Origin of the sequence: Streptomyces sp. CA-288835 (genome assembly GCF_050936385.1) — a bacterium.
Taxonomy (GTDB): Bacteria; Actinomycetota; Actinomycetes; order Streptomycetales; family Streptomycetaceae; genus Streptomyces.
Genome location: NZ_JBNJMW010000001.1, coordinates 4,323,412 through 4,343,398 on the forward strand (window position 1 = coordinate 4,323,412; position 19,987 = coordinate 4,343,398).

14 protein-coding genes are annotated in these 19,987 nt (G+C 70.2%); 8 read left to right on the forward strand and 6 right to left on the reverse strand.

The window, feature by feature from the left end:
• Positions 1-12: 12 nt before the first annotated feature.
• A complete protein-coding gene (locus ACQEVY_RS19325; RefSeq protein WP_432950135.1) occupies positions 13-1,644 on the forward strand; it encodes a (2,3-dihydroxybenzoyl)adenylate synthase in 1,632 nt (543 codons plus the stop codon).
• Between the two features lie 41 nt (positions 1,645-1,685).
• On the forward strand, positions 1,686-7,373 hold the full coding sequence (locus ACQEVY_RS19330) for an amino acid adenylation domain-containing protein (RefSeq protein ID WP_432950137.1): 5,688 nt from the start codon (positions 1,686-1,688) through the stop codon (positions 7,371-7,373).
• A gap of 290 nt (positions 7,374-7,663) precedes the next feature.
• On the opposite strand, the gene ACQEVY_RS19335 is transcribed toward ACQEVY_RS19330, so the two are convergent.
• Together ACQEVY_RS19335 and ACQEVY_RS19340 are read right to left on the reverse strand one after the other, a co-directional pair.
• Complete coding sequence (locus ACQEVY_RS19335) at positions 7,664-8,512, reverse strand: recombinase family protein (RefSeq protein ID WP_432950139.1); 849 nt, start codon at positions 8,510-8,512, stop codon at positions 7,664-7,666.
• A 151-nt stretch (positions 8,513-8,663) separates the two neighbouring features.
• The gene (locus tag ACQEVY_RS19340; RefSeq protein WP_432950141.1) at positions 8,664-9,242 is read right to left on the reverse strand and encodes a TetR/AcrR family transcriptional regulator; all 579 of its coding nucleotides are present in this window, start codon (positions 9,240-9,242) and stop codon (positions 8,664-8,666) included.
• 121 nt (positions 9,243-9,363) lie between these two features.
• Here ACQEVY_RS19340 and ACQEVY_RS19345 point away from each other — a divergent pair, with 121 nt between their 5' ends.
• Together ACQEVY_RS19345 and ACQEVY_RS19350 are read left to right on the forward strand one after the other, a co-directional pair.
• Complete coding sequence (locus ACQEVY_RS19345) at positions 9,364-10,551, forward strand: serine hydrolase domain-containing protein (protein ID WP_432950143.1); 1,188 nt, start codon at positions 9,364-9,366, stop codon at positions 10,549-10,551.
• Positions 10,552-10,873: 322 nt separating this feature from the next.
• Entirely contained in the window at positions 10,874-12,172 is a 1,299-nt protein-coding gene (locus tag ACQEVY_RS19350; protein ID WP_432950145.1) for an SNG1 family protein, read from the forward strand.
• Positions 12,173-12,545: 373 nt separating this feature from the next.
• Here ACQEVY_RS19350 and ACQEVY_RS19355 read toward each other — a convergent pair whose 3' ends face one another.
• Both ACQEVY_RS19355 and ACQEVY_RS19360 read right to left on the reverse strand, forming a co-directional pair.
• Positions 12,546-14,177, reverse strand: coding sequence for an MFS transporter (locus ACQEVY_RS19355; RefSeq protein WP_432950147.1), 1,632 nt, complete (start codon positions 14,175-14,177; stop codon positions 12,546-12,548).
• 135 nt (positions 14,178-14,312) lie between these two features.
• A complete protein-coding gene (locus ACQEVY_RS19360; RefSeq protein WP_432950149.1) occupies positions 14,313-14,975 on the reverse strand; it encodes a TetR/AcrR family transcriptional regulator in 663 nt (220 codons plus the stop codon).
• 105 nt (positions 14,976-15,080) lie between these two features.
• On the opposite strand from ACQEVY_RS19360, the gene ACQEVY_RS19365 reads away from it, so the two are divergent.
• The 4 genes from ACQEVY_RS19365 (at position 15,081) to ACQEVY_RS19380 (ending at position 16,762) form a co-directional block, all read left to right on the forward strand.
• The gene (locus tag ACQEVY_RS19365; RefSeq protein WP_432950151.1) at positions 15,081-15,302 is read left to right on the forward strand and encodes a hypothetical protein; all 222 of its coding nucleotides are present in this window, start codon (positions 15,081-15,083) and stop codon (positions 15,300-15,302) included.
• Between the two features lie 136 nt (positions 15,303-15,438).
• The gene (locus tag ACQEVY_RS19370; RefSeq protein WP_432950153.1) at positions 15,439-15,996 is read left to right on the forward strand and encodes a hypothetical protein; all 558 of its coding nucleotides are present in this window, start codon (positions 15,439-15,441) and stop codon (positions 15,994-15,996) included.
• A 56-nt stretch (positions 15,997-16,052) separates the two neighbouring features.
• On the forward strand, positions 16,053-16,319 hold the full coding sequence (locus tag ACQEVY_RS19375; protein WP_432950155.1) for a hypothetical protein: 267 nt from the start codon (positions 16,053-16,055) through the stop codon (positions 16,317-16,319).
• A complete protein-coding gene (locus ACQEVY_RS19380) occupies positions 16,316-16,762 on the forward strand; it encodes a hypothetical protein (protein ID WP_432950157.1) in 447 nt (148 codons plus the stop codon). The genes ACQEVY_RS19375 and ACQEVY_RS19380 overlap by 4 nt, the downstream gene beginning before the upstream one ends.
• A 238-nt stretch (positions 16,763-17,000) precedes the next feature.
• Here the strand turns inward: ACQEVY_RS19380 and ACQEVY_RS19385 are convergent, their stop codons facing one another.
• Together ACQEVY_RS19385 and ACQEVY_RS19390 are read right to left on the reverse strand one after the other, a co-directional pair.
• A complete protein-coding gene (locus ACQEVY_RS19385; RefSeq protein WP_432950159.1) occupies positions 17,001-17,819 on the reverse strand; it encodes an isocitrate lyase/PEP mutase family protein in 819 nt (272 codons plus the stop codon).
• A 219-nt stretch (positions 17,820-18,038) separates the two neighbouring features.
• The gene (locus ACQEVY_RS19390; RefSeq protein ID WP_432950160.1) at positions 18,039-19,919 is read right to left on the reverse strand and encodes an RICIN domain-containing protein; all 1,881 of its coding nucleotides are present in this window, start codon (positions 19,917-19,919) and stop codon (positions 18,039-18,041) included.
• Between the last annotated feature and the right edge of the window lie 68 nt (positions 19,920-19,987).

Below are 19,987 nucleotides of genomic sequence, written 5' to 3' on the forward strand. Positions count from 1 at the left end.
GGAGGTGCCAGCATGGCCGACGGTTTCCTGGACGGCTTCGTCCCCTGGCCGAAGGACACGGCCGACCACTACCGCGCGAAGGGATACTGGCAGGGCGGGACCCTCGGCTCGATCCTGCGGCACGGCGCCCGCAGGTGGCCGGACCGCACCGCCGTCACCGACGGCGAACGCCGTTGGACTTACCGGGAGTTGGACCAGCAGGCCGACCGGCTCCGGGCGGGACTGCGCGCCCGCGGCATCCGGTCCGGTGAACGCGTCCTGGTCCATCTGCCGAACATCGCGGAGTTCGTGCCGCTGTGCTTCGCGCTGTTCCGGCTGGGCGCGGTGCCCGTGCTCGCGCTGCCCCCGCACCGCGAGACCGAGATCGTGTCCCTGGCCAGGCTCTCCGGCGCCGTCGCCTATGTGACCCCGGACGAGCACGCGGGCTTCGACCACCGGCCACTCGCGCGCGCCCTGCGCGAACAGGTCCCGGCCGTACGGGAGGTGATCGTCGTCGGCGACGCCGCGGAGTTCACCGCGTACGACGCCGTACTCGCGTCCGCTCCCCCGGAATCGACGGGCGGGCGCGGCCTGGAGCCGGACCCGTCCGAGGTGGCGGTACTGCTTCTGTCCGGCGGCACCACCGGACTGCCCAAGCTGATCGCCCGCACCCACGACGACTACCACTACAACGTACGGGCCAGCGCCCAACTCTGCGGCTTCGACGAGGAGACGCGCTATCTGGCCGCCCTGCCGATGGCGCACAACTTCGCCCTGGCCTGCCCCGGCATGCTGGGCGCCCTGTGGGCAGGCGGCACCGTGGTGACCTGCCGCAGCGCCGCCCCGGACGAGGCGTTCCGGCTGATCGAGTCCGAACAGGTCACCGCAACCGCCCTGGTACCGCCGCTGGCGCTGGCCTGGCTCGACGCGGCCGAGCAGGGGCGGGCCCGGCCCGGCACGCTCAAGCTGCTCCAGGTGGGCGGCAGCCGGCTGAAGGAGGAGAGCGCCCGCCGGGTGCGCCCGCTGCTCGGCTGCGAACTGCAGCAGGTGTACGGGATGGCGGAGGGCTTGCTGAACTTCACCCGGCTCGACGACCCGGAGGAACTCGTCCTCACCACCCAGGGCCGCCCGCTGGCCGCCGACGACGAGGTACGGATCGTAGACCCGGACGGGAACGACGTACCGGACGGCGAACCGGGGGAACTCCAGGTCCGCGGCCCGTACACCATCCGTGGCTACTACCGGGCCGAGGAGCACAACGCGACCGCCTTCACCCCGGACGGCTACTACCGCACCGGCGACCTCGTCCGCCGACTGCCCACCGGGCACCTGGTGGTGGAGGGGCGGGCCAAGGACGTCATCAACCGCGGCGGCGACAAGGTCCCCGTCGAGGAGGTGGAGAACCATCTCCTCGCCCACCCGGCCGTCCACGACGTCGCCCTCGTCGGCATGCCCGACGACACCATGGGCGAGCGCACCTGGGCCTGCGTCATCCCCAAGGGCACCCCGCCCACCCGCCGTGACCTCATCGCCCATCTCACCGCCCGCGGCGTCGCCGCCTACAAGCACCCCGACCGAGTGCGAATCGTGGACGACTTCCCGCGCACCGGCCTCGGCAAGGTCAACCGGCGGGAACTCGCCGCCCGCCTCCGCCAGCAGCAGTGACCCGACTTCCCGCCCAACACCAGGAACACGAGGAGGCCCAGGTGGGCAGCCCCACGCACGATCTCGTCGAAGAGGCACACGATGAGGCAAGCGATCTCGTCGAGGACGCACGCCGACAGATAGCCGAGCTGCTGGACGAGCCCGAGGGCTCCATAGCGGACGACGACAACCTGATCGAGATCGGGCTCGACTCGATCTCCCTGATGAAAGTGGCCAGTTCACTGCGCGCGGCGGGCTCCGACGTCGAGTTCGCCGACCTCACCCGCACGCCCACCCTCGCCGCCTGGCGGCACCTCCTGGCGCGTACCGCCACCACCGCCCCGGACAGTGAGCCCGCTCCCAGGGTTGATCTCGCCGCCCCCTTCGAGCTGGCTCCGATGCAGCACGCGTACTGGGTCGGCCGGGCGCGCGGGCAGCGGTTCGGTGGCGTCGGGGCGCACTTCTACCACGAGTTCAGCGGGCCCGCCGTGGATGCCGAGCGGCTGGAGCAGGCCGTACGGGCGCTGCTGCGGCACCATCCGATGCTGCGGGTACGGGTCGATGAGGACGGGCTTCAGCACGTTCTGCCCGAGCCGCCGTGGCCGGGGCTGACTGTGCACGACTGGCGGTCCGCGACACCGGAGGAGGCGGAGCGCGCGCTGTTCGGCCTGCGCGACCGGCTCTCTCACCGCTGGCTCGACATCACCGTCGGCGAGGTCTTCGACGTCCAGCTGTCGTTGCTGCCGGACGGCACCAGTCACACCCACGTCAACCTGGACATGCTCGTCGCGGACGCCATGAGCTTCCGCATCCTGCTCACCGACCTGGCCCGCCTGTACGCCCGCCCCGACGAGCAACCGGCACCCGTCGGCTACGACTTCCCCAGCTACCTCGCCGCCCGCGCCACCCGCCGCGCCGACGCGCACGACCGGGCCCGCGCCTGGTGGCGGGAACGCCTGGCCGACCTGCCCGCGGGCCCCGCCCTACCCCTGGTCGACGACGCGCTCGACGGCGAGCACACCCGCGTGACCCGGCGTCACTTCCGGTTCACGCCCGAGCAGCGGGCGCGGTTCACCGAGCGGGCCCAGCGGCGCGGGGTCACGCCCGCCATGGCGGCGGCGGCCGTGTTCGCGGAGGTGATGTCCGCGTGGAGCGAGCATCCCCGGTTCCTGCTGAACCTGCCGCTGTTCGAGCGGGAGAGGTTCCATCCGGACGTCGACCGGGTGGTGGGCGACTTCACCAACTCCGTACTCCTCGCCGTCGATACGTCCCGCACCGCCCCCTTCACCGATCGCGCCCGGCACATCCAGTCCACGTTCCAGGACGCCGCCGGGCACAGCGCGTACTCCGGAGTCGAGGTACTGCGCGACCTGTCCCGCGCCCACCGCGGCGAACAGGTGCTCGCGCCCGTCGTCTACACCAGTGCGCTGAACGTCGGGGAACTGTTCTCGGAGGAGTTCCAGGAGCACTTCGGGCAGCCCGAGTGGGTCATCTCCCAGGTGCCGCAGGTCTGGCTGGACGCCCAGCTGTCGGAGGTGCGGGGCGGTCTGCTGGTCAACTGGGATGCCAGGGAAGGGTTGTTCCCGCAGGGCATGCTCGACGCGATGTTCACCGCGTACCGGGCCTTGTTTGAGCTGCTGGCCGACGAGGGAACGGACGCCGCGTGGGACCGGGCCGTGCCCGACCCCGTGCCTGGCGGCACGGCGACTGCCGATGATGCGGGCGGCGGCGGCCGTTCCCGGGTGGTGGACGCGCGGGGGCGGACCCGTCCCGAGCTGGTGCCCGGCGAGCTGGAGGTCGACGGGCAGCCGACGGGAGTACGCGCCCGGTATTTGCCCGGCGGCCGCGTCGATGTGCTCGGGGTGAGCCGGGGGCAGTCGCCGGTCACGGGGGCGGACCACGGCCTCGGGACCGACGTCGAGCCGACAGACCGTCGCCCCGAGGCCGACTCCACGATCCCCGGTGACAATCAGCCTGTTGGGGGTCCCGCCAGCGGTAGCTGGGGGAGTTTGAGGACCGGGGGTTCGGGGGCTGGCCCCCGAAACGGGGTCCGGGGCGTAGCCCCGAAGGGGGTCCGGGGGCAGAGCCCCTGGCTTCGGGAAGGGGCGGGATTGGGGAATGAACCCTCTGCAGCAACCCCGTGCATCCCCACCGACCTGGCCGACCCGGCCGTAGAAGGCGGCGCCCCCCGCGGCCCGGTCGAAGAGGCCGTGGCGGATCTGTGGGCCGAGATCCTCGGCGTCTCCGGCATCGACCGCCAGGACAGCTTCTTCGTGCTCGGCGGCGACAGCCTGCTCGCCACTCGTTGCCTGAGCCGCCTGCGCGCCGCCGGCTTCGAAGGCGCCGAGATCACCGCGCTGTTCGAGCACCCCGAACTCGCGGACTTCGCGGCCCAGTTGCGGCCGGGCCAGCCCGACCAGCAGGCGCCCGCCGCCCCCGTACTGCGCCCCGACCCGGACCACCGCCACGACCCCTTCCCGCCGACCGATGTGCAGCGGTCGTACTGGCTGGGCCGTGCCGAAGGCTTCACCCTGGGCGGGATCGGCTGCCACTTCTACCGCGAGTACGACGTCACCGGCCTGGACGTGCCCCGCCTGGAGGAAGCCGTCAACCGGCTGGTCGCCCGCCACGAGATGCTGCGCGCGGTCTTCGACGAACGGGGCGACATCCGCGTACTCCCGGAGGTTCCCCGCTTCACCGTGCCCGTCACCGAGGCGAAGCCGGACGAGTCGGAGCCCGGCGACGGGGAACCCACGGCCCTCGCCGACCTCCGCGAGGCCATGTCCCACCAGGTCTTCGACCCGTCCCAGTGGCCGCTGTTCGACATCCGCGTCGTACGGCACGGGCGTCGCGCCCGGATCGGCATCGGCCTGGACAACCTCGTCCTGGACGCCCTGAGCGTCCTCACCTTCTACGCCGAACTCGGCACCCTCTACGAGAATCCGCGGGCCGAACTCCCGCCCGTAGACCTGTCGTTCCGCGACTACGTCCTCGGCGTATCCCCGGATCCGGACGCGCTCGCCGCCGCCGAGAAGTACTGGCTGGAGCGCGTCGAGAGCCTGCCGCCCGCCCCGGCGCTGCCCCTGCGCACCGACCCGGCGCAGGTGGCGAAGCCGCACTTCACCCGGCGTACGGCCGCGCTCGATGCCGAGCGGTGGGCGGTGCTGTCGGGGCGTGCCCGCGAGCATGGGCTGACGCCGTCGGCCGTACTCCTGTCGGCGTTCTGCGAGGTGCTCGGCGCGTGGAGCGGCCGGGAGGACATGACCCTGACGGTGACGCTGTTCGACCGGGCCGAGGTGCATCCCCATGTGGACCGGGTACTGGGCGACTTCACCTCGCTGATGCTGGTGGCGTACGAGCCCGGGGGCGCCGACGCCTGGCTGGCGCGGGTACGCAGGCTGCAGGAGCGGCTGTCGAAGGACCTCGCCCACCGCGAGGTCTCGGCGGTGGACGTGCTGCGGGAGCTGTCGCGCCGGACGGGCCGTCAGGAGGTGGCGGTGCCGGTGGTGTTCACCAGCGCGCTGGGTGCTGTCACCGAGTTGGCCGCGCGCCCGAAGGAGCCGTTCGACCAGCAGGTCTGGGGCATCTCGCAGACCCCTCAGGTGTGGCTCGACCACCAGGTCGTCGAGGTGAACGACGGTCCCGACGGCCCCTGGGTGTCGCTGAACTGGGACGCGGTCGAGGAGTTGTTCCCCGGTGGCGTGCTCGACGACATGTTCGCCGCCTATCTGCGGCTGCTGGACCTGCTGGGCACGGCAGACTGGCAGGCCCCGGTGCCCGAGCTGCTGCCACCCGCGCAGCGCGAGGTCCGTGCCGGGGTCAACGCGACCGGAGCGGAACAGCACACCACCCTCCTCCACCACCCGTTCTTCGACCACGCCGCCCGGCAGCCGGACGCGGTGGCCGTCATCTCCGGCATTTCCGGTCAGGCCACGGTCCGTTACGGCGAACTGGCCGACCAGGCCCTGCGCATCGCCACCCTGCTCGCCTCCGCCGGCGTCCGGCCCGGCGACCTGGTCGGCGTGACGCTCCCGAAGGGGCCGGAGCAGATCGCCGCCGTGCTCGGCGTCCTCGCGGCGGGCGCGACCTACGTCCCGGTCGGCGTCGACCAGCCGCCGCTGCGCCGCGAACGCATCTTCCGCACCGCCGGACTGACCGTTGCCCTCACCGACGCCGCCACGAGGGACGCCGGGGACTGGCCGGCCGGCGCACGCCCGCTGCTCGTCGAGGACGCCGCTCGGTGTGCACGCGCCGAAGGCCTCGTGGACGTGCCCGGCTCCCAGCTCGCGTACGTCATCTTCACCTCGGGTTCCACGGGCGAGCCCAAGGGCGTCGAGATCGCCCACTGGGCTGCGGCGAACACGGTCGAGGACATCAACGAGCGCTTCGGCGTCGGCCCCGAGGACCGGGTACTGGCCGTCTCCGCCCTGGACTTCGACCTGTCGGTGTACGACGTTTTCGGACTGCTCGGCGCCGGCGGAGCGGTGGTCACCATCGCCGAGTCCGAACGCCGGGACGCGCACCGCTGGAGCGAGTTGGTCCGCGCGCACCGGGTCACGGTGTGGAACACCGTGCCGATGCTGCTGGACATGCTCCTCGTCGTACGGGAGGACCAGCCGGCGTCCGCGGATCTGCGGCTGGCCATGGTGTCGGGCGACTGGGTCGGCCTCGACCTGCCCGGCCGCCTCGCCGAGACCGCGCCCGGCTGCCGCCTGGTGGCCCTCGGCGGCGCGACCGAGGCGTCGATCTGGTCCAACGCCTTCGAGGTCGAGCGGGTCGATCCCGAGTGGCGGTCGATCCCGTACGGCTATCCGCTGCGCAACCAGCGCTACCGCGTCGTGGACGAGCGGGGCCGCGACTGCCCCGACTGGGTCGCGGGCGAACTGTGGATCGGCGGCACGGGCGTCGCCGACGGCTACCGCAACGCACCCGACCTCACGGCCCGCCAGTTCGTCGCGACGGACTCCGGTGAACGCTGGTACCGCACCGGCGACCTCGGCCGCTACCGCCCCGGCGGCCTGCTCGAGTTCCTCGGCAGGCGCGACCACCAGGTCAAACTCCGCGGCCATCGGATCGAACTGGGCGAGATCGAGACGGTGTTGGCCGGGCATCCGGGGGTGGAGCACGCGGTTGTGGTGGTCGCCGGGGAGGGGGCGCGGCGACGGTTGGTGGGGGCGCTGGTGCCTGCCGGGGCTGGGGCTGGGGTCGAGGCCGGAGCCAGGGCCGAGGCCGGAGCCGGAGCCGGAGCCGAGGCCGAGGCCCTCGTCGGAACCGGGGCCGTGGTCGGGACCGGGGCCGGGGAGCAGCCCGGCCTCGACCCGGCGGAGGTGCTCCGCTGGGCGGCGGACCGCCTGCCCGCCCACATGGTGCCCGACCGCCTGACACCACTCCCGTCACTGCCGCTGAGCACCAACGGCAAGGTGGACCGAGCCCGGGTACGGGAGCTGGCCGCCGACCAGGATCCCGTACGCGCTGCCGGTGAACCCCCGCAAGGCGACCTGGAGTTGGCCCTGGCACGGCTATGGGCCGACCTCCTCGACACCCCGACCGAAGCCATCGGCCGCGACGACAGCTTCTTCACCCTGAGCGGCGACAGCGTCCGAGCCATCCGCTTCATCGAACGCGCCCGGCAGGAGCTGCGCGCCGAGGTGCCCCTGGCCGAGTTCTTCGCCGGGCCCACGATCCGCCGGATCGCGGAGCTGGTGACCGAGTCCGGCGGCTGGGAGGTCCTGGAGGAGGGCGTCCTCTGAGCGAACACCTCCGGTGAGCGCACCTCCGGGCCGGACAAGCGCCGTTCCGGGCCGGAACACACAAGACGCCTGTGGGCGCGAGCAGTTGCTGCTCGCGCCCACAGGCGTCTTCGTTCGCTCGTACGTCGCTGGGGGCGCCCTTCTTCGGGATGGCTCCCCCAGCGACGCATCGGGATACGGCGTACGGCCGCGTCCCGATACAGGTCGCAGGCCAACGGCGGGGAAGCTCGGGGCGCTTGGGGTAGGCCCCGGTGTCATAGCTCAGACACCAGCCGCAAAGTAGCGGATGATCACACGCTCGCCGCCATGGCGGCCTTCTCGTCGTGCTCGCGCAGCATCCGCATGACGGTGGCGGGTGAGGGGTGCTGGCCCTTCTTCGTGCCGGTGGTGATGACGAGCCGCTTGGCGATGTCGCGCAGGCTCATCTCCTGGTCGCGCAGGTGGAGGGCCATGGACAGCATGGACTCGTCGGTGACGCCCGCGCCGCCGATGGTCTTGCCGCGCTGGCGCGCGGACTCGTGGCCTTCAAGGGTGCGGTCGCGGATGTACTCGCGCTCCATACCGGACATGGCCGCCAGCACGGTGAAGACGATCCCGGAGGGGTCGTGCGAGCCCTTCAGTTCCCCCGTGAGGAACTCCAGGCCGACGTCGCTGGCCTTCAGCTCTTCGGCGAGCATGGCGAGTTCGATACCGCGACCGAGCCGCTTGTGTTCGTGCACGACGAGGGTGACGGCGACGCCGGAGGAGCGAATCTCTCCGGCGAGCTTCACGACGGCGTCCAGCTCGGGGCGCCGGGTGGCGCCGGTGGAGATCTTCTCTGAGAAGACGCGGGTGACCCCGACTTCGGCGAGGGAGTCGAGCTGTGCGTCGAGGGGCTGCCGGGTGGTCGAGGCGCGCGCGTAGCCGAGGCGGACGTGCCCGACCGGTTCGGCGCTGGCGCTCACCGGCTGGAGCAGCTCGGTCCATACCGACCCCGGCTTGCGTACGGCCGGGGTCGGCACGCTGAGCGCCTTGGCGAGTTGGGGCACGAGGCGGAAGCGGGCGGTGTGGTACTGGATGGCCACCTTGCCCTTGCCGGTGCGGCAGGGGGAGCCCGCGGGGGCGCCGCAGGTGGACCGCCCGGCGGGCGGGTGTTTCACGAGCGACCACCTATGAAACAACCGACCGCGGAGCCGCACGGCCGGGGCACCCGGATCCGATGTCAGGTCCAGCACAACGCGGTACGGGATCACGGCCTGTCAAAACTTCTCCTCGACATTGATCATTGCCCCCAGGCGCGGCCGGGAGGGGCTACTCGCTGTCCGGACCCGGCGCATCGATGTATTCGGCGAGGCGGGTCAGGGCCTCCTCGATCCTGGGCAGGTCGCCTGTGACGAGGTAGTCCTGAATGAGCCCGGAGACGGCCGCGGAGATGAGGGTGGCATCGATGCGCGCGGCCCGCGCTCCCCAGCCGTATGCCATGAGCTGGTGAGCAATGAAGTCGATCCACTCCTCGATCATGCGCGGGTGATGGCCGCTGATGCGTCCGCTCGACAGCAGCCCGAAGATCTCGTAGCCGAGGCGGACGAGTGGGAGTGCCTCCGGCCTGATCTGCCAGTGCCAGAAGGCGAGGATCCCTGCACCCGGCGAGCTCGGCGGCGCCTGGGATGCCCACTCCTGCAGCGCCTCGCGTTCCTGTTGGTCGAGGTGGTCGAGGACGGCGGCGAGCAGGCCGCTCTTGTCCTTGAAGTGGTAGGTGAGCACGTAGGTGCTCTGCCCCAGCGCCTTGGCCAGCGGACGGAAGGAGAGGCCGGCCATGCCGTGCTCGGCCAGGTGGGCGACGACGGCGTCAAGGAGTTCCGTGCGGCGGGTGTCAGGGGCCTGGGGCATCGGGGCCTTCTCTCTTCGGTTGCTTGGGAGCCCAGCCTAGATTACAGTCGTCATCAATAACGACTGTTATCCATAACGGCCGTCATCCATATGCCTGTCATTCACGACTCGGGAGACTCCTGTGGCGCCCCCTTCGTCCCTGCGCGCATTCCTCGCCCGGCACCGGCGGGCCGCCATCGCCGTACCGACGGCTCTGACGGTTCTCATCGCCGGCCCCTGGGCGGCCACGGCGGCCCTCAGCCTCCCGTCCCCCCTCTCCCTCACCCGTCTGTCGAACACCCCGCCCTCGCAGCAAGGCACCCTCTTCCCGGCCCGTACAGTGTCCGCGTCCACCAAGCCGGCACCGCTGCCGGAAGCCCCGGTGCCGCTGCCGGTCACGGTGCCGTGGAAGGACGGGCGCAAGGACACCCGGCAATTCCTGACGGACACCCACGCCAACGCCTTCCTGGTCCTGCGCGACGGCCGCCTGCTTCACGAGTGGTACCGCGACGGCGTCGACGCCCAGACCCGTCACGGCTCCTGGTCCACCGCGAAGTCCGTGATCTCCCTGATGGTCGGACAGTCCATCGCCGCAGGACACCTGAGCGAGGACGACCTCCTGGTGGACCTGCTGCCCGAACTCAGAAAGGGCGGCGCCTACGACCAGATCACCGTGCGCCACCTGCTGGACATGACCAGCGGCATCGACGTGAGCGAGGACTACAGCGGCATACCCAGGACCGGCACCCCGCGGATGTACCTCACCACCGACCTGCCGAACTTCGTCAAGGACAACCGCGCCCTGCGCTTCACCCCGGGCAGCAAGGCCGAGTACCGCAGCGTGGACACCCAGCTCCTGGGCCAGATCCTGCACCGTGTGGAGGGCAAATCCGTGGCGGCGCTACTCCAGGAGCGCATCTGGCAGCCCATGGGCGCAGAAAACGACGCCACCTGGAACCTGGACCGCGAGGGCGGGACGGAGAAGTCCTTCTGCTGCCTGAACGCCACCGCCCGCGACTTCGCCAAGATAGGACAGCTAGTCCTCGACAACGGCCGAGCCGGCGACCGCCAGATCGTCCCCCAAGCCTGGATCGACCGCCTGAGTACCCCCGCGGTGACGATGGCCGACGGATGGAGCTACTCCGCCCAGTGGTGGCATCCCAGCGGCGCCACGGGCGACTTCAGCGCGGTAGGCGTCTACGGCCAGTACATCTACGTCAATCCGGCCGAGAAGACAGTGATCGTGAAACTCAGCGACCACGGTACGGAACAAGACGAGCAGGAAACCATCGACGCCATGCGGGACATCTCCCGCAACCTGCGCCGCTGAAGCCCGTTCCCTTTCCCGCCGACCCGAGAAAACCCTCCCCCCAGGCAGCCGACCTCCGCGAACAACACCAGCCCACACGAACACGGAGATCCGCAGCCGGACCATGGCTGTACCGATGCTCCCGAGGCAGTTCTCTTCCAGGTCCTGCGGTACCTGCCCAGACGGCCAGCCGCCCGGACACGCGGCCGGCCGTCCCACGTTCCCGCCTCCCCAGTGCCGTCAGATCTCCTTGACATTCGCCAGCCAGTTGATCGCCAACCGCCTCCCGAACCCGCCGACAAACGCTGTTCCCGAAGATGCACGAAGCCACCGGAGTTAAGTCATGAGTGCGATTCACCCCTTCCGCGTCCTGCGCGCCACACCCCTGTGGATCGTCAACGGCGTGATCACAGGCCTACTCGCTCTGCTGTTCACCGTGCTGTACGTCGGTGCCAACATCGATCCGGTCGGTCACATGAAGAAGCTGCCCGTCGGTCTGGTCAACGCCGACAAAGGGGCTGCTGTCGATGGCCAGGAGACCAACCTGGGAGCGCGGATCACCGAGTCGATCATCGAGTCCACTGCGAGCGCAGGCGAGATCGACTGGAAGGTGATGGACGAGAAAAGGGCGAAGGAGGAGCTCGGCGAGGGCAAGCTCTACGGCGCGCTCGTCGTCCCGGCCAACTTCACCTCCTCGACCACCGCACTGACCAGCACCGCGACCACCGGTACCCCGGCCCGCCCGACGCTGACGGTACTGACCAACCAGTCCGCCGGCAGCGTGGGCTCCAGCCTGGCCCGGGCGGCGACGACGCAGGCGGCCGAGAACGCCTCGCTCCAGGTGGGCAAGGAGCTGACCGCCCAGAGCGGGACCGGGCAGGCGAAACTGCCCGTCGCGGCGCGCGTCCTGCTCGCCGACCCGGCCGCCGTCACGGTCAAGGACGGGCATCCCCTCGACTCACACAGCGGCCTGGGCATGACGGCGTTCTACTACGCGCTCGTCCTGGTGGTCTGCGGCATGCTCTCCGCCAACGTCATCAGCGGCCAGGTCGACCACGCCCTCGGCTACACCCACAACGACATGGGCCCGCTGCGTCTGCACCGCCCGCTCATCCAGGCCACCCGGGTACAGACCCTCGCCATCAGCAGCACTCTCATGGCCGGTCTGTCCCTGCTGATGGGCACCCTGGTCATGGCGGGCGCGGTCGGCATCATGGGCATGGACGCCGCCCATCTGCCGCTGCTGTGGCTGTTCTCGGTGTGCGCCATCGCCGTCACAGGGATCGGCGCGCTCACCCTCCTCGCCGCCTTCGGTACGCCCGGCATGCTGGTGGTCACACTGTTCTTCATCGCGATGGCGGTGCCGACGGCCGGCGCCGCCACGCCGATCGAGGCGCTGCCCGGCTTCTACCGCTTCCTCGCGGAGTTCGAGCCGCTGCGGCAGATCACCGACGGTCTCCGCTCGATCCTCTACTACGACGCCCGGGCCGACGCGGGCCTGACCCGGGGGTGGGTGATGATGGCGGTCGGCCTCGCGGTCACCACGCTGTTCGGCTTCGGCACGACCAGTTGGTACGACCGCAAGGGGCTGCACCGCATCCCGGCCGAGAAGAAGCCCGAGAAGACCGCCGTGTCGGCGTGATGTTCCTTGTCCCTTGGGTTCGTTGGGCCCGCTGGGAGCCTGTGTCTGCCCCGCCGTTGCTGGGCCTGGGGCAGGCATGGTCGACCCGCGCGCAGGGCAGAGCTGACGGATCAAAGGACCGCGCCCCGCCCGGGAGCGCCGTACGCCCCGGCCGGGGCGGCGTAGAGGACCTGGCCAGCGGCAACCGGCGAGGGCCCGCAGGCCCTTCAGGGGCGCGGGGCTGTGACATTTGCGGCTCGCCGCGGGGCGCGACCAGCCACCACGAACCCGCAGACGAGCTCAGCGCTGGTCGCCGGCGCCAGCCACCGAAGCGCGGCGGGCCGCGCGGGCGCGCCCTCGGAAAGGACGCGGCCCGCCTTCCTGCCGTGAACCGTCAGGCAGGTGCCTCCGCGGCCTGCTCCTCCGGGACCGCCACCGCCAGCCGGTCCTTGCCCCGGATCAGGACCAGCGCGACCACCGCCCCGACCATCGCCACCACACCCGCGATCAGGCTGATCTGCGCCAGCCCATCCGTCAACGCGCCCCGCGCCGCCTCAAGTACGCCCTCCCGCGCCGCGGGCGGAAGTCCCTGCGCGAGTTGCTCGAACTGCCCCGAGGACACGGCCTCCCGCACGCCGTCCTGGGCCGCGGACGGCACCCCGAGCTCGGTGAGTTCGGCCGACGAAAGCCCGTCGCCGATGCGGGCGCTGAACAGGGCGCCGAGGACGGCGACCCCGGAGGCCGTGCCCAGCGGGAAGAACGTGTTCGTCATGCCGGAGGCCATGCCCGCGCGTTCGGGCGCGACCACGTCCACCGCAAGACCCATCAGCGGCGGGAAGACGATCGCCCCGCCCACCCCCATCAGGACCAGCCCCGGAAGTGCCGTCGTCCACGCGTCCCCGGGGCCCATCCCCACCAGCGTGAACAGGCCGACGCCCACCAGGGCGGTGCCGAGAGCCATCACCACCTGGACCGGCATCAGCTTCTGGATGACCGCGCTGAGCGGTGCCACCAGCATGATCGGCACGGTCATCGCGAGGAGGCGCAGCCCGGTGTCCAGCGGCGAGTAGCCGAGCGCGCCCGACAGCCACAGGATCAGATACGGCAGTACGCCGAAGGAGATCACCCGGCACACGAAACTGAGCAGGATGGCCCCGCTGAACGAGGGGATGGCCATAAGCCGGATGTCGAACATCGCCCGGTCCTTCAGCCGCCACTCCCACCAGACGAAACCGGCGATCAGCACTGCCCCGCCCACCAGCGGAGCGACCGTGCCCGCCTCGGTCCAGCCGTCCTCGGGACCGGCCACGAGCCCGTAGTTGATCCCGAGCAGAGCGGCCACGGCGAGCACCGTACCCACCATGTCGAAACGGCGGCCCGCCGACCCCACCGCCTGGACATCGGCGTTCTCCCGGACCCGCAGCAGCATCCCCACGATGACGAACCCGCAGACCGGCAGGTTGAGGTAGAAGATCCAGCGCCAGTCGAGCCCGTCCACCACGAGCCCGCCGATCAGCGGCCCCATGGCCGCGGCCGCGCCGCCCGCCGCGGAGAACGCGCCGATCGCCGACTGCCGCGCCCGACCGGTGAACGCGCCCGCGATCAACGCCAGCGCGGTGGACAACACCAGCGCCCCACCGACGCCCTGAATCGCACGCCCCGCGATGAGCCAGCCGACACTCGGCGCCGCACCACAGACAAGCGAGGCCAACGTGAACACGGCCACGCCGACCAGGAACACCGGCCGGCGGCCGATGCGGTCGGATATGGAGCCGGCGGGCAGGAGCAGCGCGGCGAACATCAGCGTGTAGCCGTTCACCACCCACTGCAGATCCCCGAGTTGGGCGTCGAGATCGGCCGCCACCTGCGGGAGGGCGACGTTGACGACGGTGATGTCGAGAGTGATCAGTACAGCGGCCAGACACGTCATCGCGAGCAGCCAGCGGCTGCCGCCGTCGGGGGACGCGGAACCGGCCTCCGCGGTCGGAGCCTTGTCGTTGTCCGCGTCCGGGGACCGTTCGGTCATGGGCCACCTCTCAGAGCCTTTGTGTACTACGTACACTAAAGGTCAGAGCGCCACAACGGGCAATGAGGAAGAGGAACTTCAGGCCACGGGGACCTCACTCGCACCCACGTCACATACCGGTGCGACGACGCGGAATCAGCGCGGCAGCAGCCCGTCGATCAACGCGTCCAACCCGGCCCGGAACGCCCTGCCGGCAGCCCCCGGATCCAGGGGCACATCAGCCATACGCCGAACCCGCGGCAGCTCTTCCGCCCCGGACCTCAACAACAACCCCAGCCTCTCGCGACGGGCCGCTGGCAACGTCGCGGGCAGATTGGTCAGATGCCCGAAGGTGAACCACCACAGCGCCCAGTACGCATCCACGGCCTCCCGCTCACCGAGCCCCGCCCGCTCGAGCAGCTCCAACACCCGCTCCAGATACGGCAGTACGGCCGGCCCGAACAGCTCACCGCCGCGCAACGCCTCCACCGCCCAAGGGCTGGCAGCCAGATGGTCACGCAGTCCGACAAAGGCAAGCGCCAGCAGCTCCCGGGACTCCCCGCCCTCTGGCAGACCCGGAAGGTGCCGAGCCACATCATCGAGCATCGCGACGACCAGCTCACGCTTGTCCGACACATGCCGGTACAGCGCCATCGGCGACACACCGAGCTCAGCTGCCACCCGCCGAATCGTGACCGCGTCCAGCCCCTCCTGCTCGGCGATCCCCCGCCCGGTATCCACAACCGCCGCCCGGCTCAACGCCCCCCGCCGCCTGCGGCGATACGGCACTCCGCCCCCCACGCCCGCTGCACTCGACATGCCGAAACCCTAAACGAACCTCCTGCACCCGCCCCGTCCGGCCCAACCATTCAGGATGCTCCGCAGGCCCCCAGCGGTGTTGACCCCGACATGCAGAATGACCACATGACGAAACGGGGAGAAGAGGACGGGTCCAACGACTCGTCCACCGACAACGCGCTCGCACTCTGGATACCCCTTGGCATGGCCTTCGGCATCCCCCTCGGGGTGCTCGCGGACAATGTGGGTCTCGGGATCGCGCTCGGCCTGGGATTCGGGGTGGTGGTCGGTGTCATCCGAGGGCGAACGCAGCAGCAGCGCGACGAGGCTCCGGGCGACGACCTCTGAGGTGAGGTGACTACGGGCTGAGCGACGGCAGGCGAACTCCCGCTGGAATTCGCCAGACTGCCGACCCGCCGCCCGATCGCCGACTACCGTACGAACATGCCGCGCTACCCACTGCGGTCGCATGAGGAGGAGCCCGATGTCATCGCCCTGTGACCCCAAGTACGCACCCGTCGGCGACATCGGCGGAGCGCTCATGATGATCGACTCTCGACTCAAAGCCATCTACGACAGCAAGACCGAGACCGATAGCGAGAGCGACGCCGAACAGCAGCAGATGGTCGAGCAGTTCGCCGCGTCCTTGGGCCCCACGGGAATCGACGAGCTGCTGGACGGCACGGGCACGCTCATCTACTCGTTCATGGAGTGGCTGCGGAAAGCCTGCGAGGACCACGACAAGGACGTCATCGAGTACGTGGTGCCCGCCCTCGTGGCGACGATGCGCATGATGCCCAAGACCTTCCGCCCCGAGGTCATCCCCACCATGGCCGGCCTCCTCATCGCCGCGGGCACCGGCCTCAGCCCCAACTTGTGGCGCGAACAGTACGGCCCCTGGACCGACGCCGAGATGACTCCCCTGGAAGCCACAGCCGTCCTCCTCGCGGAACACATCAACAGGGTCACCGACGACCAGGACTTCGCCACCCGCCTGATCACCGAGGCCTTGACCAGGACGGATCAGACGAACCAAGGGTGACGCGCATCGGCCCGAAAAGAGCAGACTGCGACGCACGCAACGTGCATACTTGAAGTATGGCAACCCGGAAGATCACCATCACCGTGCCGGAAGAGCTAGTGGAATCAATCAAGGAACGCGTCGACGCGCGCGGGGTGTCCGGCTACATCGCCGCCGCCGCCGCTCACCAGGACGCCATGGACCGACTGCGCGAGTTGGCCGGACACCTCGAAGACGAGTACGGCGCCGTGACGGACGAAGAGCAGCAAGCAGCGCTGGACCGCATCGCCGCCATCGACGGCTGGCATGACGAGCAGCGTTCGAGTTCGGACGAGGCCGCGTGAGCCGCACCGCCCGAGCAAAGCTGCACCGGCCGCGACAGCGCGTCTTCGTGTTCGACTCCGAGGCTCTTTCCAAGGCGGTTCAGGGCGATCGGGAGATGGCCGCGCTGATCAAGACGGCTCCGCGGCTGGACATCCCGATCGTGACCTCGGCGCTCACGACCTTGGAAGCATGGGACCCTCGCGAAACGTCGAGGCAGGCACTGTGGAACTGGACGCTGTCCCGGATCCGCGTCGTGCACACGGACGACCAGGTGATCGCCATGGCGCGCGACATGCTCAAAGCAGCCGGCCTGCATGGGCATAAGTACGCTATCGACGCCGTTCCGGCGGCCGTGGCCGGGCGGGAAGCCACGCAGGGAGCTCAGACAACTGTCTTCACCTCCGACACCGACGACATGAATCAACTTCTCGCGGGGCACTCCGTACGAGTCGAGAAGGTCTGACGAGACGCCCTCCCCCAAGACGCGCCCGGAGGCGCCGTGGGCATCGGCACAGCCCTCGCCTGGAGCTCCAGCGTGCTGGCCAACTCCCTTACGGTCGGGGTGCTAGGGGTTCTCATAGGGGTCGCCGGAGCGCTGGCGGCCCATGCGGTGGGCAGTACCGGACCACGACTTCACGCGCAGCCGACGGGCGTTCACCACCGGCTGGCCGTCATGGCCGTTCCGTCCGGCTCGGCCAGGGTCAGTGGGGCTCGGAGAGCAGCGCGTTGAGTTCCGGGAAGGCCATGCCGTCGGCGAGGGAGTCGTAGCCGCCGGTGCCGAAGAGATCCTTCGCGGCGCGGCGGGCTGCAGCGTAGGCGACCTGTGCCACGCCCGATCCGAGACTGACGCGGGCCACGCCTAGGGCGCCGAGCTCGGCAACGGTCGGGGTGCCGGGGCCGGCCATGACGTTCAGCGGTACGGAGATGTCCCTGGCCAGCGCCGCGATGGTGGCGGTGTCGGTGACGCCGGGGACGAAGATGCCGTCCGCGCCCGCATCGACGTACATGTGCGCCCGGGACAAGGTTTCCTTCAGGCGGGTGTCCGGGTCGCCAGGCCCGGACAGGAAGGTGTCGATTCGGGCGTTGAGGAACAGGTCCGCGCCGGTGCGGTCGGCGGTCTGCCGGGCCGTGGCCAGCCGCGCTGCGAGCTCTGTCGGAGGTCGGGTGCCGTCCTCGATGTTGACGCCGACAGCGCCCGCCGCGAGCACCCCGGCGATGGTCTCGGCAACGTCAGCGGCGTTCTTGCCGTACCCGCCCTCGATGTCAGCGGTGACCGGAACCGCGACGGCAGCGACGATGCGGCCGATCAGTTCCAGCGCCCGGTCCCGGGGAAGGATGTCGCCGTCTGGACAACCCAGTGACCAGGCGACGCCGGCACTGGTCGTGGCGATCGCGGAGGCGCCCGCGGCCTCGATGACGAGGGCACTCGCGACATCCCAGGCGTTGGCGAGCGCGAGAGGCTCAGTGGGGGTGTGCAGGGAGCGGAAGAGGCGGGCGTTGTCCGGCTGTGTGACGATCATGCGCGCAGTCAAACATCGACTGCTGCCCTCCTTCTGGCAAGAATCCGACTCAGACGTCGGCCCCACCCGCGGCATCTGACGCACCGACACGCATGGGCCCCGGCTCCGGAGTCCACGCCCGAACGGGCCTCCGGAGCCGACCACTTAGGTGGCTCGACTGGCACGAGCGGGGTCCCCCGGCAACAGCCGGGAGACCCCGTCGGATGTGCCAGGCCGGGCTCAGTTCTTGCCGAGCAGGCGCCAGATCTGGTTCTTCTTGTTGGTCAGGGTGCTTGCCGGGTCGCAGGTCCACTGGTGGATCTTTGCTCCGGGTGCCGTCGAGATTTCGCTGACGTCGACGCACTTGCCGCTGTGCACGGCGGTCAGTTGGTAGTCCTTGCTGTTACCCAGGGCGGTGACGGGGTTGAGGGTGAACATCTGGTTGGTGGCGCCGTTGCAGGTGTACTGGAGGACGGCGGCGCCGTTGGCCGTGGAGCGGCCCGAGACGTCCAGGCACTTGCCGCTGTGCTGGTTGACCACCGTGTAGGTGTTCGCCCGGCCCGCGACCGGCTTGAAGTCGAACATCTGCTGGTAGCCGCCCTCGCAGTGGAACTGCTGGTACTGCGTGCCGTTGGCGGTCGACAGGTTGGTGTCGTCCAGGCACTGGTTGCTGTGCTGGACGGCCGCGACCGTGGAGATCGCGGTGTTGGACGGCGGGAGCAGGGTGACGGTGTAGCCGTCCCTGGAGTCCGTCCACGGCACGGTGACGGAAGCGGAGTTGCCGCTGACGGTCAGAGTCTGGTCGGAGACGGTGACCGGGCCGGACACGGCGGCGCCGCCGTTCTCCGGGATACGCTGCACGACCGCACGGACGCGGCCGTTCTCGACGACGGAGGTGGTGTCCAGGCGGTTGAGGCCGACGGTGACGTTGCCGGTGTTGCCGTTGCTGCCGAGCAGGATCTTCGCGTTCTTGGCGGTGTTGTCCTTCGTCGCCAGGCCGTCGGTGCCGGTGCCCGGGGTGACCTTGACGACGTTGCCGGTCTGCGAACCGTAGTAGCGGTAGAGGAACCACTCACCCCGCGGCTGGTACTGGCCGGTGCTGGTCTTGGTGAGCAGGCTCGCCATGAGGTCGTGCAGGTTGGCGTCACCCCAGTTGGCCCGCAGGCCGTCGACTCCGGCGCGCTCCAGGCGGGAGATGTACCAGCCGCCGCGGCCCACGTTCTGCTCGGAGCGAGTGGCGTACTCGTTGACCTGGAACGGGCGGTTCGTGGTCAGCGACCGGGCCGCCAGCTTCTGCCGTACGACCGGAACGTCGTTGACGGGGTCGCCGGGCAGGTCGTGCCAGCTGAAGATGTTCGGGACGACGTTGTTGGCCTTGACGTAGTCGAGGTAGACGTCCCACCAGGCCGACACGGAGGGCTCGGTGGGATCGCCGGCGGTGCTGGGGCCGGAGATGACCGCGTTGGGGAACGCTGCCCGGATTTTCTGGTAGGACCGCTTCCACATCGCCAGGTACTGGGACTGCGGCCGGTCCCAGAAGGGCCTCCAGTCGGGCTCGTTCCAGATGTCCCACTGGACGTCGGTCATGCCGGCCGCCTTCGCGTCGGCGATGAGGCGGTCGTAGAAGGCGTCGAAGCTTGACCAGTCGCCGTTGTCTCCCGGGTAGGTGCGCATGATCTGGCCGTCGGCTCCCCAGATGTCATGCGGCAGGATGATGAAGGCCCCGCCGAGCGACTTGGTGCGCTTGTACTGGGCGAGGGTGGAGTTCCAGCGGCGGTCGTACTTGCCGTTGACCCACCCTCCCGTTGCCTGGCCGTCCAGCTGGGCGCCGCCGGACCGCATGAACTTCCACTTGATGTCCTTGAAGAAGTGCTCCTGGGGAAGCGAGCCGTTCTCCGTCATTCCGTAGATGGTGCCCGAGGCGCGGTAGGTGGGGGCGCCCCCGGCGGTGGAGAAGTCGACGGCCACGGTGGTGTCGGCGGCCTGGGCCGAGGTGCCGGGCAGGGTGACGGCCGCGACCGACGCGAGCAGCGTGGCGAGCGCGGTGGTCCTGCGCAGCCGGCGGCCACCTGCGGAGCCGGGCTCCGTGGTGCCTCTGGCCGGTGGGAGGAAGCGGGACATGTGCATGTGTTCTCCAGAGGGGGTGGGTGCTGCCCGGACCCCGGTGGGCCCGGGCGGTCTTCGGCAGC